Raw genomic sequence first — 14504 nt, forward strand, 5'->3', positions numbered from 1 at the left:
CCGGAAATCAACAAACTGTTCAAGGCGCTTACGGTCTCGCCCATGACCTCCACGCACCCCGTAGACGAAGTCCCGCCAGCCCGCCATCTGGCCGCGTTCGGCCTGCAGCACGTCCTCGCGATGTACGCGGGCGCGGTCGCCGTCCCCCTGATCGTGGGCGGCGCGATGAACCTCCCGCCCGCGGACCTGGCGTACCTCATCACCGCCGACCTGCTGGTGTGCGGCATCGCCACCCTCATCCAGTGCGTCGGCTTCTGGCGCTTCGGTGTCCGGCTGCCGATCATGCAGGGCTGCACCTTCGCCGCCGTGTCGCCGATGGTGATCATCGGTACGGGCGGCGGCGGACTGCCCGCGATCTACGGCTCGGTGATCGTCGCGGGGCTCGCCATCATGCTGCTGGCGCCGGTGTTCGGGAAGCTGCTGCGCTTCTTCCCGCCGCTCGTCACCGGCACGGTGATCCTGATCATCGGTGTCTCCCTGCTGCCGGTCGCGGGCAACTGGGCCGCGGGCGGCGCCGGTTCGGAGGGCTTCGGGGCGCCGAGGAACCTGGCACTGGCCGCGTTCGTGCTCGCGGTGGTGGTCGGCGTGCAGCGGTTCGCTCCGGCCTTCCTGAGCCGGATCGCGGTACTGGTCGGCATCGTCGTGGGGCTCGCCGTCGCCGTGCCGTTCGGGTTCACGGACTTCGGCGGGGTCTCCGACGCGGACTGGGTGGGGATCAGCACGCCGTTCCACTTCGGCGCGCCGGCCTTCGAGGTGTCGGCGATCGTCGCCATGCTGGTCGTGGCCCTGGTGACGATGACCGAGACGACCGGTGACTTCATCGCGGTCGGTGAGATGACGGACCGCAAGGTCGACGCGCGGTCCCTGTCCGACGGACTGCGCGCGGACGGCCTGTCGACCGTGCTCGGCGGCGTCTTCAACACCTTTCCCTACACGGCGTACGCGCAGAACGTCGGCCTCGTCGGCATGACCCGGGTGCGCAGCCGCTGGGTGGTGGCTGCGGCGGGCGGCATCCTGGTCCTGCTCGGTCTGCTGCCCAAGCTGGGCGCGGTGGTGGCGGCGATACCGGCTCCGGTGCTGGGCGGGGCCGGACTGGTGATGTTCGGGACGGTGGCCGCGAGCGGGCTGAGGACCCTCGCGGAGGTCGACTTCAAGGGCAACAACAACCTGACGGTGGTGGCCGTTTCGGTCGCGATGGGCGTGCTGCCGGTGGGAGTGCCGACGATCTACGACGAGTTCCCGGACTGGTTCCAGACGGTGATGCACAGCGGGATCAGCGCCGGCTGTCTGACCGCGATCGCGCTGAACCTGCTCTTCAACCACCTGCCCTCGAAGGCGGGTTCGCCCCCGGCCCCGGCCGGGCCCCGGGCGGAGGCCGGCCGACACCCCGGGCAGACGGCCCAGGAGCCGTACCCGGGGTGAACCGGACGGTGGATCAACCGACGGTGCAGGCGGTCCCGTTCAGGGTGTAGGCGCCCGGGGCCGCACTGTTGCCCGTATGGGTGGCCTGATAGCCGATACTCACGCTCGCGTTCGGCGCGAGCGTGCCGTTGTACGAGGCGTTCGTCGCCGTGACCGCCCCGGAGGCCGGGGTGTACGTGGCGTTCCAGCCGTTGGTGATCGTCTGGCCCGAGGGCAGGGTGAAGCCGAGCTGCCAGCCGTTGACCGTGGTCGTGCCGGTGTTGGTGATCGTCACGGCCGCGGTCAGGCCGGTGTTCCAGGCGTTGGTGGTGACGCTGACCTTGCAGGGTCCGGCCGGGGGCTGGGGTGCGGGGCCGTCGTCGTCCAGGCCGAAGAAGGCGATGGCGAGCGGGCCCATGACGCCGTAGCTGTAGAGGTTGTGGCCGACGCCCTGGAGGCTGATCGCCTCGACGGGGGCCTGGTCACCGGTGCCGCCGTAGCGGGTGCGGGTCCAGCCGGACTGGGGCGAGTCGGTGGCCGCCGGAGTCTGGCCGAGGCCCTGCACATTGGTCCACTGCTTGATCTCCTCCCCGAAGTTGGGGTAGCGCAGCACGTCGTCCTCAGTGCCGTGCCAGAGCTGCATGCGTGGCCGGGGGCCGGTGTAACCGGGGTACGCGGCGCGGACCAGGTCGCCCCAGGCCTGCGGAGTGCGGGTGATGGTGCCGCCAGAGCAGGCGCTGTTCCACTCGGAGCCGTCGGTGGTGGCGAAGCAGCCGAACGGAACGCCCGCGAAGGCGGCGCCCGCCTTGAAGACGTCGGGGTACACGCCGAGCAGGACGTTGGTCACCATGGCGCCGGAGGAGATGCCGGTGGCGTAGATCCGCGCGGTGTCGGCGTCGTAGGCGGCGGTCACCCAGTCGACCATGGACTTGATGCCGACCGGGTCGCTGCCGCCGCCCCGCGTGAGGGCCTGCGGCGAGGAGACGTCGAAGCACTTGCTGGCGCGGGTGACCGAGGGGTAGATCACGATGAACCCGTAGCGGTCGGCGAGCGAGGCGTACTCGGTGCCGGAGTACATCGCCGGGCCGGATCCGGTGCAGTAGTGCACGGCCACGAGGACCGCGGGGTCGTCGGTCACGCTGTCCGGGACGTACAGGTACATCTGGAGGTTGCTGGGGTTGGCGCCGAAGCCGGTGACCTCGGTGAGGGTGGCGGCGGGGACGACGTCGGTGGTCTGTGCGCGGGCGGCGGGCGCGGTGACGAGCAGCGCCGCGAGCAGCGTTAACAGCGCTGAGAGGAGAACGGCGCGTCGGTTCGTGGGGGTCGGCACGTCCTGGTCCCTTCTGGTCGCCGGATGAGGCAGGTCGTCGGGTGAGGCATCGTGGCATGCACATGGCCGCCATGGAAGCGCTCCCACGCTTCGAAAGAATTCGCCCTCCACGCCGGACGGGACGGCCGAGACGATCGTGCGCAAAGCGTTGACCAGAAAGCGCTTACCCTCTACGTTCCGTTCAACAGTGTGACCGGCCCGCACCCCAACGGGCGCAAACTGTCGCACAGTTCGTGACGAGCGTTCAGCATCACGAACTCCGTTCGCGAACGAGAGCCGAAAGATCTGACCCCCACTCAGAAGAAGGCATCGGGACATGACTTCACGAAGGACCGGCCGCCGCGCGCTGATCGGCGGACTCGCCTCACTCGGCGTCACGGTTGGCATGATCACGACAGGAACAGCTCCGGCGGCACACGCCGCCACCTGGCCGACACCCACGAGCAGCCAGCCGGTGAGCGCCACCATCCCCGTGTCCGGCACGGTGGACGGCGGGATGAAGCGGTACTACGGCAGCGGAGACCTGGCCGGTGACGGCCAGGAGGAGGGCCAGGACCCGATCTTCAAGCTCGCGGCCGGCGCGACGCTGAAGAACGTCATCATCGGCGCGCCCGGCGCCGACGGCATCCACTGCGAGGGCAACTGCACGCTCCAGAACGTCTGGTGGGAGGACGTCGGCGAGGACGCCGCCACCTTCCGGGGCGGCTCGACCTACACGGTCACCGGCGGCGGCGCCAAGAAGGCCGCCGACAAGGTCTTCCAGCACAACGGTCCGGGCACGCTGAACATCTCCAACTTCGCCGTCAGCGAGTTCAAGACGCTGTACCGCTCGTGCGGCGACTGCTCCACGCAGTACACCCGCAAGGTCAACCTCAGCAACATCGAGGTGACCGGCACCGGTTCCACCGCCCGCCTCGTCGGCATCAACGTCAACCGCAACGATGTGGCGACGCTGCGCGGCATCACGATCCTCAACGACTCCGGCCGCAAGGTCATCCCCTGCCAGAAGTACAACAACAACACCGCGGTCGGCACCGGCCCGGACAGCACCAACTGCCTGTACTCCAGCTCGGACATCACCTACCGCTAGCCCCCGCGCGGTGAAGGCGGCCGCACGAAGCCCCGCGCGGGGCTTCGTGCGGCCGTCGTGTCATTCCCGCCCGGCACGCGCGCGTACCCGCTCGGTCAGCTCGCCCTGGTACCCGGTGTAGGCGGTCCGCAGCCGCGCCCCCGGCCAGTCGGCGGGCAGCAGCTCGGGCGGGAGCACGGGATCGGCCAGCAGATGCCGTACGGCGGCGGCGAAGGCCGTGAACCGGTCGGCGGGGCCGTCCGCCCCGGCGATCCGGGCGAGCAGCGCCCGTGCCGTCCCCGCCCAGGCGTCCAGGGGCCACAGGGACTCGGCCAGCTCACGCGCGGGGGCGTCCGGGCGTGCGGTGTAGTGCTGGACCACGGGGCCGAGGTCCGCCGGGAGGGGGCGGGTGAGGTTGGCGGGGCGCAGCCAGACACCCTCGCGGAGTTCGGCCAGTCGCAGGGCGGTGAGCCGGGTGCGCAGTTCGGCACGTTCGGCGGGACCTCGGCCCGTGGCGGTGATCACCACCATCTCCCAGTCGCCGTCCCACGCGCGCGTGCGGGGGCGCACGGACTCGTCCTGGCGGCGCTGGCGCTCCAGCAGCCGGTCGCTGAGCCGGTAGACGGTGTCCTCGCGATGCAGGTCGCCTGCGGCCACCATCCGGCTGAGCGCGGCCCGCACGGTGGACCCGCCCACCCCGAACGGCTCCACGCCGCGCACCAGGTCCTTCACCGGCAGCTCGGGCGGATGACTGCCGAGCAGCAGGCTCAGCACGACCGAGCGCGCCGACAGGGGCCGCAGGTCAAGCCCTTCCGCCTCCGCCGTCTCGTTCGTCCGCATGAGCACGTACTGTACGGCGCCGATCTTCATATTGCACTCTTGCTGCGATCGCAGCGGAAGTGCAACACTCACGGCATGGTCGCGACATCCGAGCACGAGCCGTACGCCACGCACGAGGTCACCAACCAGCCCCCGCCGCTGGCCCCCTACGACGCCTCCGAGGACACCGCCCTGTTCGAAGGGCTGCGGCGGGAGGGCGCCGGATGGGCCGAGGAGGACATCCGGCGGCTCGGCCTCCTCGCCGGGGGCACCGCGGCCCAGGAGTGGAGCGACCTGGCCAACCGGCACGAGCCGGAGCTGCGCACCCACGACCGGTACGGCCACCGGGTCGACGAGGTCGACTTCCACCCGAGCTGGCACGAGCTGATGCGGGTCGCGGTGACCGAGGGCCTGGCCGCCGCGCCCTGGGCCGAGGAGCGGGCGGGCGCCCACGTCGCGCGCTCCGCGGGCGGACTGGTGTGGGGGCACACCGACGCCGGACACGGCTGCCCGACGTCGATGACGTACGCGGCCGTCCCCGCGCTGCGCGCCCAGCCGGATCTCGCCAAGGTGTACGAGCCTCTGCTGACCAGCCGCGAGTACGACCCGGGGCTGCGCGTGCCCACCGAGAAGCGGGGTCTGCTCGCGGGCATGGGGATGACCGAGAAGCAGGGCGGCTCCGACGTCCGCACCAACACCACCGCGGCCTGGCCCACCGCCGAGCCCGGTGTGTACACCCTGCGCGGCCACAAGTGGTTCACCTCGGCGCCCATGTGCGACGTCTTCCTCGTGCTGGCGCAGGCGCCGGGCGGCCTGTCCTGCTTCCTGGTGCCGCGGATCCTGCCCGACGGCACCCGCAACACCTTCCGCGTCCAGCGTCTGAAGGAGAAGCTGGGCAACCGCTCCAACGCCTCCTGCGAGCCGGAGTTCGACGGGACCGTGGCCTGGCTGGTCGGGCCCGAGGGGCGGGGCGTGAAGACCATCATCGAGATGGTCAACTGCACCCGCCTGGACTGCGTGATGATGTCGGCGGCGCTGATGCGCAAGACGCTGGTCGAGGCCGGTCACCACGCCCGGCACCGCAGCGCGTTCGGGGCACGGCTGCTCGACCAGCCGCTGATGCGCAATGTTCTGGCCGACCTCGCCCTGGAGTCGGAGGCCGCCACCACGCTCACCCTGCGGCTGGCGGGCGCCGCCGACCGGGCCGTGCGCGGTGACGCCGGGGAGGCCGCGTTCCGCCGGATCGCCACCGCGGTAGGCAAGTACTGGGTCACCAAACGCGGTCCGGCCTTCACCGCGGAGGCCCTGGAGTGCCTCGGCGGCAACGGCTACGTCGAGGACTCGGGCATGCCCCGCCACTACCGCGAGGCCCCGCTGCTGTCGATCTGGGAGGGCTCCGGCAACGTCAACGCCCTCGACGTGCTGCGTGCGCTCGGCCGGGAACCCGGCGCCGCGCAGGCGCTCTTCGACGAACTCGCCCTGGCCCAGGGCGCGGACGCCCGGCTCGACGCCGCCGTGACCCGGCTGAAGGACGACCTCCCCAAAGCCTCGCAGACCGGCGCCCGGCGCCTAGTGGAGCTGATGGCGCTGGCGCTCCAGGCGTCCCTGCTGGTCCGGCACGCCCCGCCCGCGATCGCCGACGCCTTCTGCGCGACCCGCCTCGGCGGCGACTGGGGCCACGCCTTCGGCACCCTGCCCGACGGCGCGGACCTGGAGGGCGTCCTGGAGCGGGCACTGCCCGGCACGCACTGACCGGATCGCGTTCGGTCACGTCCCGATTCCACCCCGTTGTCAGTGCCGTGGTGCAGACTCCGAACCAGGTGGCACTTGCCTGGGGAGGACTACGTGTTCACGGGGATCGACGAGGTCGACTGGGCCTCGATGCGACATGCGTACGGCAGCGCCGAGGACGTGCCCGCACTGCTGCGGGGACTGGCCTCGGCGGACCCCGCCGAGCGGGAGACCGCGCTCGACGGCATGTATGGCGCCGTGCACCACCAGGGCGACGTGTACGACTCGACGCTCGCCTGCGTTCCGTTTCTGTTCGCGCTCGCGGCGCGCCCGGACCTGCCGGACCGGGGCGCCATCGTGGAGCTGCTCGTCAGCATCGGCGGGGAGGGCGCCGGCGGTCCGGGCGACGGTGCGTCCGCCGTCCGGGCGGGCGCCGGGGCCTTCGTCCGGCTCGCCGGGGACCGGGACCCCTCAGTGCGCCGGACGGCACCCGGCGCACTGGTGCGGTTCCTGGACGAACCAGCCCGCGTGCTGGACCTGTTACGGGAGCGGGTCACGGTCGAACGCGACGACCGGGTCCTGCTCGCCCTCACCGAGAGCGTAGGCCTGTACGCCCGGAGGCACCCCGCGCACGCCGACGCCGCGGTGGACCTCCTGGACGCGCAGACCGCCCTGCCGTACGCGCCGGAGCTACGGCTCGCGGCGCTGGGCCAGCTCGCCGGCTGCGCACCCGACCGCGCCCCCGCCGATCTGGTCCCCACCGCCGTGGAACTGCTGCGGGAGCGGTCCGAACGGCGGGCCCGCCGGACGGTGTTGTGCGCTCGCCCGCACTCCGACACCCTCGTCGGACGGCTGCGCCTGCTGCGGCCGTCGGACGAGGAGGGCTCCCATCTGCTGCGCACCCTGCACCACGCGCTGGACGACCGGGTCGAGGACCGGATCGCCCTGCTGGTGGGGCAGTTGAGCAGTCCGGACTGGGCGGACCGGTGCAACGCGGTGTGGATGTCCGGCGGGCTGTTCCGCGAGTGGCGGGCCGACTTCGGTGCGCCGGTGGCGCTGATCGGGGCGCAACTGGCCGAGCGGGAGGACCGGTTGCGGGACGCGGCGGTGTCCGCGCTCAAGCCGCTGTTCGGGCTGGCCGCACCGGCGGCCGACGGGCTGCACGCGCTGGTGACGGCCCGTCCCGACCTGTGGGTACGGCAGTGGGAGCGCGGCGCGCCGACCCTGGGTGACCCGCTGCGGGCCCTGGTCCGGTGCGGGGATCCACGGGCCGTGCCGGTGCTGAGCGAGGTACTGGGCGGGGCGGTGGTACCGGACGACCTGGGCCATGAGCTCGCCGGACTGGGCCCTGCCGCCGCGCCCCTCGCCCCGGCGCTGCGCCGCCGTCTCGGCTCCCTCGCCGTCGACGATCCGGTGACACCTGGGCGGGCGGCGCCACTGCTGCGGGCGCTCACGGTACTGGGCGATGCGACGGCAGTGCCGGAGACGCTGCGGCTGATGGCGGGCCGAGTCCCCGGAGACCGCTCCTGGGACACCCTCGTCGAGTACGCGGTCCTGGCCTTCGGTGCGTGGGGGTCCGGTGCGCGCGACGCGATACCTGTGCTCCGGGGACTGCTGGACACGGAGCACGCCGTCCCGGCGGCGGCCGCGCTGTGGGCGGTCGAGGACGACCCCGCCGCCGTTCTGCCCGTCCTGCTGGGCGAGTTGACGGATCCGAGGGCCCGGCGCTGGGGCGTGGCCGCGGAGACGCTGGGGCGGACCGGGGCGGCAGCCGGAGCAGCCCTGCCGGTGCTGCGCCGGGTGGCCGGGTCAGCGGCGTCGCCGGAGCGGCGGATGACGGCGGCGATCGCCGAGTGGCGGATCGGCGGCGAGGCGGAGACGGTCGCCCCGGTACTGCGCGCCGCATGGGCGGAACAACCGCACCTGCGCCGCGCGATCGCCCACTGCCTGCTCACCATGGGCCCCGCGAGCGCGCCCCTGCGGGACCTGGCGGAAACGGAATTGACTCTCCCGCGCCGGCACACCGGCCGAGCGGACGGCTTCGGCAGCCATGACATCGCGCACGACGAGGAGTTGCTGAGGGTGTGCCGGGGCGTAGTGGAGGGTTGCTAGGGGCGGGCGATCGGGTCGCCAGGGGGCAGGCGCGCGGGCCGCTGGAGGGCGGCCGCGGGGGTGGGGGCCTGCTGCAGGGCAACCCGGGGGCGCTCGACCCGCCAGGACACAGCTCACGCGTCGGCGGGCACTCGCCCCCTGGGCGCGGCCCCGGCGGCAAGCGCCCGGCCCCTGCCGCGCAGCCCATGCGTCGATGGGTCCTCAGCCCGTCGTCCGCCCCCACAGTGGGCCGAAGCGGGCCCACTCGGTGTCCCAGTGGTCGATGCGCTGCCGTTCCAGGCGGCCGCGCAGCATGCGGCCGGTGGTGAAGGGGACCATCGCCGCGCCCGCCCCGACCAGACCGCCGGCGAGGGCGGCGCGCAGGCGGGCCTGGGTGGCGGTGGCGGGCTCGGTGACCAGGCGGCCCGTGCGGTCCGTCCAGACGGTGACCGCCGTTCCGGCCTCGCTGCCGGGACTGACCCGGGCCTGGCCGCTGCGGTAGGAGCCGTCCGGGGCCGCCCAGCGCACCTTCGCCCACATCTGCTCGCCGTTCGACACCCCGGGCGTGCCGTCGGTCAGCCGGGCCTGCACGGGGCGCCACTCGGCGCGCTCACGGGCCATGCCGTGCTCGACGGAAACCGCGGTCGCCAGGCCCACCGCCACGCCCACGAGGACGGTGACCGCCCAGGCCCCGAGCAGCACCCAGGACTCCACCGCGTCGGCACGGCGCTTGAGCGGATTGCGCCGCCAGCGCCACAGCCACGCCCTCGGACCTCGCAGCGCCATCGCGGGGCTCCTCCTCATGCGCACACCGAACTGCCCGACCGCCCTCCCATACGGCGGACGGCCGCCCGATGCTCATGGCACCGGCCGTGACACCGGCCCCATGGCGCCGTCGGCGACCTGCGGCAGTCGCCCCGCCGGTCCGGCCATCGGCCTGCCATCGCCGCCTTGACCTGCGACGAAGCCGTTTCCAGAGGTGACTGTCAGTGGTGGGGTGCAGACTGGCCGGTGTCTGGGACAAAGACGTCGCGGAGGTGTTCGGCATGACCGAGGTACTGCTCGCCGTAGGAACCCGCAAGGGTCTGTTCATCGGCCGGAGGCGAGGTGACACCTGGGAGTTCGACGAGAGCCCGTACTTCAACGCGCAGGCGGTGTACTCGGTCGCCATCGACACCCGGGGTGACCGGCCGCGGCTGCTGGCCGGCGGGGACAGCGCGCACTGGGGCCCGTCGGTGTTCCACTCCGACGACCTGGGCCGCACCTGGACCGAACCGGCGCAGCCGGCCGTCAAGTTCCCCAAGGACACAGAGGCTTCGCTGGAGCGGGTCTGGCAGCTGCACCCGGCCGCGGCCGAACCGGACGTCGTCTACGCGGGCACGGAACCGGCGGCGCTGTACCGCTCGGAGGACCGCGGCGAGAGCTTCGAACTGGTCCGCCCGCTCTGGGAGCACCCCACCCGCTCCCAGTGGGTGCCGGGCGGCGGCGGAGAGGGACTGCACACCGTCCTCACCGACGAGCGGGACCCACAGTCGGTGACGGTGGCCGTGTCCACCGCGGGCGTCTTCCGCACCAGGGACGGCGGCGCGAGCTGGGCGCCCGCCAACTCCGGTGTCTCCGCGGTGTTCCTGCCCGACCCCAACCCGGAGTTCGGGCAGTGCGTGCACAAGGTGACGCGGGACGCGGTGAACCCGGACCGGCTGTATCTCCAGAACCACTGGGGCGTGTACCGCAGCGACGACGCGGCGACGACCTGGACGGACATCGGCGACGGGCTGCCGTCCACCTTCGGGTTCGCGGCGGCCGCCCATCCGCACCGCGGTGACACGGCATACGTGTTCCCGATCACCGCCGACGCCGACCGGGTGCCCGCGGGCCGCCGCTGCCGGGTCTACCGCACGGCGGACGCGGGCAAGACCTGGGAGCCGCTGTCGGCCGGGCTGCCGCAGGGCGACCACTTCGGCACGGTGCTGCGCGACGCCCTGTGCACCGACGACGCCGACCCGGCGGGCGTGTACTTCGGCAATCGCAACGGCGAGGTGTACGCCTCCGCCGACGACGGCGACAGCTGGCGGCAGTTGGCCGCCCATCTGCCGGATGTGCTGTGCGTGCGCGCGGCGGTGGTCGGATGAGCCGCGGCGGGTTATCCACCGGCCTTGGCCACCGGTTGATCTCCGCCGTGTGTACGGCAGTAGGGTGACGCCCGTGGCACCACGACCCTTGCATGAAATCGTCGAACCGGGCTGGGCGAAGGCCCTGGAACCCGTCGCCGGACGGATCGCCGAGATGGGCGACTTCCTGCGCGCGGAGATCGCCGCGGGACGCACCTACCTCCCCGCCGGACCGAATGTGCTGCGGGCCTTCCAGCAGCCCTTCGACGAGGTACGCGTCCTGATCGTCGGACAGGACCCCTATCCGACACCGGGACACGCGGTGGGACTGTCGTTCTCGGTCGCGCCCGAGGTGCGTCCGCTGCCCGGCAGTCTCCTCAACATCTACCGCGAACTGCACACCGACCTCGGGCTGCCGCAGCCGTCCAACGGCGATCTGACGCCCTGGACCCAGCAGGGCGTGCTGCTGCTGAACAGGGCGCTCACCACGGCCCCGCGCAAGCCGGCGGCGCACCGCGGCAAGGGGTGGGAGGAGGTCACCGAGCAGGCGATCCGGGCCCTCGCGGCGCGCGGCAAGCCGCTGGTGTCCATCCTGTGGGGCCGGGACGCCCGCAATCTGCGCCCGCTGCTCGGCTCGTTGCCCTCGGTGGAGTCCGCTCACCCCTCCCCCATGTCGGCGGACCGCGGCTTCTTCGGTTCCCGGCCGTTCAGCAGGGCCAATGACCTGCTGATCGGGCAGGGCGGTCAGCCGGTGGACTGGCGCCTGCCGTGATCGCTGCCCGCGGACTCCTCGCCGTCGACTCCGGGGGCTCCGGGCTGCGGGTGGTCGTCGGCACCGCCGAGCGGGGCGTGCTGGGGCAGCGGGAGTCCCGGGTGCCGGTGCGCACGGGGGCGGGCGGCATCGACGCCGGGCATCTGCTGGATCAACTGGTGCCGCTGGTGCGGGAACTGACCGCCGAGGCCGGACTGGACCGGGTGGACACCGCCGCGGTGGGGGCCGCGGGGCTCGCCACCCTGGGGGACGCCCTGCGTGCGGAGCTGCCGGGCGCGCTGGCGCGGGAGTTCGGGGTGCGCCGGGTCGCGCTGGCCGCCGACGCGGTCACCGCCTACACCGGGGCGCTGGGGTCCCGGCCGGGTGCCGTCGTCGCGGCCGGAACAGGACTGATCGCCGTCGGCACGGACTTGACGTGCTGGCGTCGGGCGGACGGCTGGGGGCATCTGCTCGGCGACTGCGGCGGGGGCGCGTGGATCGGGCGGGCGGGCCTTGAGGCGGCGTTGCGCGCCCACGACGGGCGGCCCGGTGGATCGGCCGCTCTGCTGTCGCGTGCCGAGGGGTTGTTCGGGCCGATGCCGGGGCTGCCGGGGCAGCTCTACCCACGGCCGGACCGGCCCGCCGTGCTCGCCTCCTTCGCTCCCGAGGTGGCCGCCTGCGCCGGGAGCGACCCGGTCGCCGTCGGCATCCTGCGGGCGGCCGCCCGGTCCATGGCGGAGTCGGCGGCGGCCGTCTGCCCGGCCGAGGGCACGCCTCAAGTCGCGCTCACCGGCGGACTGTTCAAGATCGGGGACGCCCTGATCGTACCCCTGGAAGAGGAGTTGTCGGCGCGGCTGCCGCACGCACGGCGGGTGGCGGCCGCCGGGGACCCGTTGTTGGGGGCGGTGCGGATCGCGACCGAACTGGCGGCCGGGGCGCTCACTCTGCCGAGTGATGGGTCGATGCTCTCCGTGGTGACCGACAAGGAGGACTGATCGCCTGCGCCGGTCCGGTTCCGCAACGCGCGTAACTCATCAGACAAAACCGGACGGATACCGCTCACCTGCACCCTCCCCGAACAGGGGAGCACCGGAAACCAGTAACATGCGGCGCCATGAGCTCCCCCACTGGGCCCGCCGGCCTGCCAGTACGAATGCCGCGCCCCCGCCAGCCCGGGCGGCACCGCCGACCCGAGCCGCTGGCCGCGCCCGAGGGCGCGCCCGCGCTCGTCCTCGCGGTTCCGGGGACGCCGGGCGCCGCCACGCGCAGCCTCGCCGAGGAGGTCGTGAGCATCGCCCGCTCCGAGCTGCCGGGCCTCGACGCCCGGATCGGGTACCTCGACGGGGACGACGCGGAGTTCCCCACCCTCCAGGCCGTCCTCGCGCACACCGCTCAGGAGCGCACCGCACGTTACGAGCAGGCGATCGCCGCGGGTGTGGAGGTCAAGGCGCCCGAGGGCACGGTGGCCGTCGTGGTCCCGCTGCTCGCCGGTCCGGACGGCGCGCTGCTGCGCCAGGTCCGCCAGGCCGTGATGGAGAGCCGGATCGCCGCCGATCTGACCGACGCGCTCGGCCCGCACCCGCTGCTCGCCGAGGCGCTGCACGTGCGGCTTTCGGAGGCCGGTCTGGCCCGCGCCGACCGCGCCCGCCTGTTCACCGTGGCCACGGCCGCCGACGGCATCATCCTGGCCTCCGTGGGTGGCGACGAGGCCGTGCAGGCGGCCGGGATCACCGGCATGCTGCTCGCCGCGCGCCTCGCCGTGCCGGTGATGGCGGCGGCCCTGGACCAGGAGGGCTCGATCGCCTCCGTCGCCGAGCAGCTGCGCGGTTCCGGTTCGCAGCAGCTCGCGCTGGCGCCGTACCTGATAGGGCCGGAGATCGACCCGGCGCTGATCGAGGAGGCGGCCAAGGAGGCGGGCTGCGCCGCCGCCGAGGCGCTGGGCGCCTACCCGGCGATCGGCAAGCTTGCGCTGGCCAAGTACACGACCGCGCTCGGCATCGCGCCCCCGCAGGCGCAGGGCACGCCGGTCCGCTGACGCCCGGCAGCGCCCGCGGCACGCCCCTGGCGCGACCGGGGGCACGCACACGGCACGACGGAAAGGGCCCGCTCCACGCATCGGAGCGGGCCCTTCGTCGTGATTGAGCCGATCAGCGGCCGGGTCAGCCGATGACCACGCAGGACGCCGCCGGGACCTCGACGGAGCCGCCGTAGCGCGGCAGGCCCGAGGCCGGGTCCACGGTGAACCAGGCCACGTCGCCGGAGCGCTCGTTGGCGGCGTACAGGAACCCGCCCGCCTCGGTGAGAGCCCGCGGCCAGTGGCCGCGGCAGGGCACGGTGGCGAGCAGCCGGAGCCCCCCGCCCTCGACGGCGAACGCCGACAGGACGTCCTCGCCGCGGGTCGCGGTCCACACGAAGCGGCCGTCGGGTGCCACGACGATGCCCGACGGGTAGGCGTCGCCCGCCGGGGCGCCCGGCAGGACCGGGGTCTCGGCCAGCGGCTTCAGGGAGCCGTCGGCGGCGTCCCAGCGGCAGACGGTGACCGTGGGGGTCAGTTCGTTGACCACGTACGCGTGCGCGCCGTCGGGGTGGAAGGCCAGGTGGCGGGGCCCCGATCCGGGGCGGAGCGCGTACTCGCCGTGGACGTCGAGGCGGCCGTCGGCCAGGGTGCAGACCCGCACCGAGTCGGTGCCGAGATCCACGCTGACGGCCCAGCGGCCGCTGGGGTCGGCCTGCACCTGGTGGGCGTGCGGGGCCTGCTGGCGGGGCGTGTGCGGGCCGGAGCCGGTGTGCGGGAGGACATCACAGGGGGCGGGCGCGAGCGAGCCGTCGGGGCGCAGGGGGACGGCGCTGATGCTGCCGGAGCCGTAGTTCGCGGTCAGGACGTGCCCCGCGTACAGGCCGAGGTGGGTGGGGCCGCTGCCCGCCACGGGCGTGGGCGGGCCGGCCGGCTCGGGCCGGTCACCGGTCAGGCGGTACGCGGCCACCGCGCCCTGGGCCGTCTCGCTGACCGCGTAGAGCGTGCCGCCGTCGGGCGAGAGGGCCAGATAGGCGGGGTCGGGCAGGTCGTCCGCGCCGGAGAGGAGGGTCAGCGCCCCGTTGTCGGCGTCCACGGCCGCGACGACGATTCCCGGCCCGCCGGCCGCCGTGAACGACCCGATGTAAGCCCGCCTGCCACCGTCTGCCACCACTGTCCCCTCTCGG

General features: G+C 73.5%; 12 protein-coding genes. 8 read left to right on the forward strand and 4 right to left on the reverse strand.

Annotated elements, in window-relative coordinates; translation table 11 throughout:
* The first annotated feature begins 42 nt into the window (after nucleotides 1-42).
* Complete coding sequence (locus STRCI_RS04335; RefSeq protein WP_269657484.1) at nucleotides 43-1422, forward strand: nucleobase:cation symporter-2 family protein; 1380 nt, start codon at nucleotides 43-45, stop codon at nucleotides 1420-1422.
* 13 nt (nucleotides 1423-1435) lie between these two features.
* On the opposite strand, the gene STRCI_RS04340 is transcribed toward STRCI_RS04335, so the two are convergent.
* Nucleotides 1436-2731 carry an extracellular catalytic domain type 1 short-chain-length polyhydroxyalkanoate depolymerase gene (locus STRCI_RS04340; RefSeq protein ID WP_269657485.1) on the reverse strand — a complete coding sequence of 432 codons (1296 nt, stop codon included), beginning with the start codon at nucleotides 2729-2731 and terminating at the stop codon, nucleotides 1436-1438.
* A 316-nt stretch (nucleotides 2732-3047) separates the two neighbouring features.
* Between STRCI_RS04340 and STRCI_RS04345 the strand changes: the two genes are divergently transcribed.
* On the forward strand, nucleotides 3048-3821 hold the full coding sequence (locus STRCI_RS04345) for a pectate lyase (protein ID WP_269657486.1): 774 nt from the start codon (nucleotides 3048-3050) through the stop codon (nucleotides 3819-3821).
* A 60-nt stretch (nucleotides 3822-3881) separates the two neighbouring features.
* Here the strand turns inward: STRCI_RS04345 and STRCI_RS04350 are convergent, their stop codons facing one another.
* Nucleotides 3882-4640, reverse strand: a complete 759-nt coding sequence (locus STRCI_RS04350) for a PaaX family transcriptional regulator C-terminal domain-containing protein (RefSeq protein WP_269657487.1) — start codon at nucleotides 4638-4640, stop codon at nucleotides 3882-3884.
* Nucleotides 4641-4715: 75 nt separating this feature from the next.
* Between STRCI_RS04350 and STRCI_RS04355 the strand changes: the two genes are divergently transcribed.
* Both STRCI_RS04355 and STRCI_RS04360 read left to right on the forward strand, forming a co-directional pair.
* Nucleotides 4716-6371, forward strand: coding sequence for an acyl-CoA dehydrogenase family protein (locus tag STRCI_RS04355; protein WP_269657488.1), 1656 nt, complete (start codon nucleotides 4716-4718; stop codon nucleotides 6369-6371).
* Nucleotides 6372-6464: 93 nt separating this feature from the next.
* Nucleotides 6465-8462 (forward strand): HEAT repeat domain-containing protein, encoded by a 1998-nt coding sequence (locus STRCI_RS04360; protein WP_269657489.1) that lies wholly within the window; start codon nucleotides 6465-6467, stop codon nucleotides 8460-8462.
* Nucleotides 8463-8663: 201 nt separating this feature from the next.
* Here the strand turns inward: STRCI_RS04360 and STRCI_RS04365 are convergent, their stop codons facing one another.
* Nucleotides 8664-9227, reverse strand: coding sequence for an Rv1733c family protein (locus STRCI_RS04365; protein WP_269657490.1), 564 nt, complete (start codon nucleotides 9225-9227; stop codon nucleotides 8664-8666).
* 260 nt (nucleotides 9228-9487) lie between these two features.
* Between STRCI_RS04365 and STRCI_RS04370 the strand changes: the two genes are divergently transcribed.
* The 4 genes from STRCI_RS04370 to STRCI_RS04385 all read left to right on the forward strand — a co-directional run bounded on the left by STRCI_RS04370 (nucleotide 9488) and on the right by STRCI_RS04385 (nucleotide 13338).
* Nucleotides 9488-10573, forward strand: a complete 1086-nt coding sequence (locus STRCI_RS04370; protein ID WP_269657491.1) for a WD40/YVTN/BNR-like repeat-containing protein — start codon at nucleotides 9488-9490, stop codon at nucleotides 10571-10573.
* Nucleotides 10574-10646: 73 nt separating this feature from the next.
* Nucleotides 10647-11324 carry a uracil-DNA glycosylase gene (locus STRCI_RS04375; RefSeq protein ID WP_269657492.1) on the forward strand — a complete coding sequence of 226 codons (678 nt, stop codon included), beginning with the start codon at nucleotides 10647-10649 and terminating at the stop codon, nucleotides 11322-11324.
* A complete protein-coding gene (locus tag STRCI_RS04380) occupies nucleotides 11321-12298 on the forward strand; it encodes an N-acetylglucosamine kinase (RefSeq protein ID WP_269657493.1) in 978 nt (325 codons plus the stop codon). Before STRCI_RS04375 ends, STRCI_RS04380 begins: the two co-directional genes overlap by 4 nt.
* Before the next feature lie 119 nt (nucleotides 12299-12417).
* Nucleotides 12418-13338, forward strand: a complete 921-nt coding sequence (locus tag STRCI_RS04385; RefSeq protein WP_269657494.1) for a sirohydrochlorin chelatase — start codon at nucleotides 12418-12420, stop codon at nucleotides 13336-13338.
* Between the two features lie 124 nt (nucleotides 13339-13462).
* Here STRCI_RS04385 and STRCI_RS04390 read toward each other — a convergent pair whose 3' ends face one another.
* Entirely contained in the window at nucleotides 13463-14488 is a 1026-nt protein-coding gene (locus tag STRCI_RS04390; protein WP_269657495.1) for a lactonase family protein, read from the reverse strand.
* Nucleotides 14489-14504 lie beyond the last annotated feature (16 nt).

Source organism: Streptomyces cinnabarinus (genome assembly GCF_027270315.1).
In the GTDB taxonomy this organism is placed as follows: Bacteria; Actinomycetota; Actinomycetes; order Streptomycetales; family Streptomycetaceae; genus Streptomyces; species Streptomyces cinnabarinus.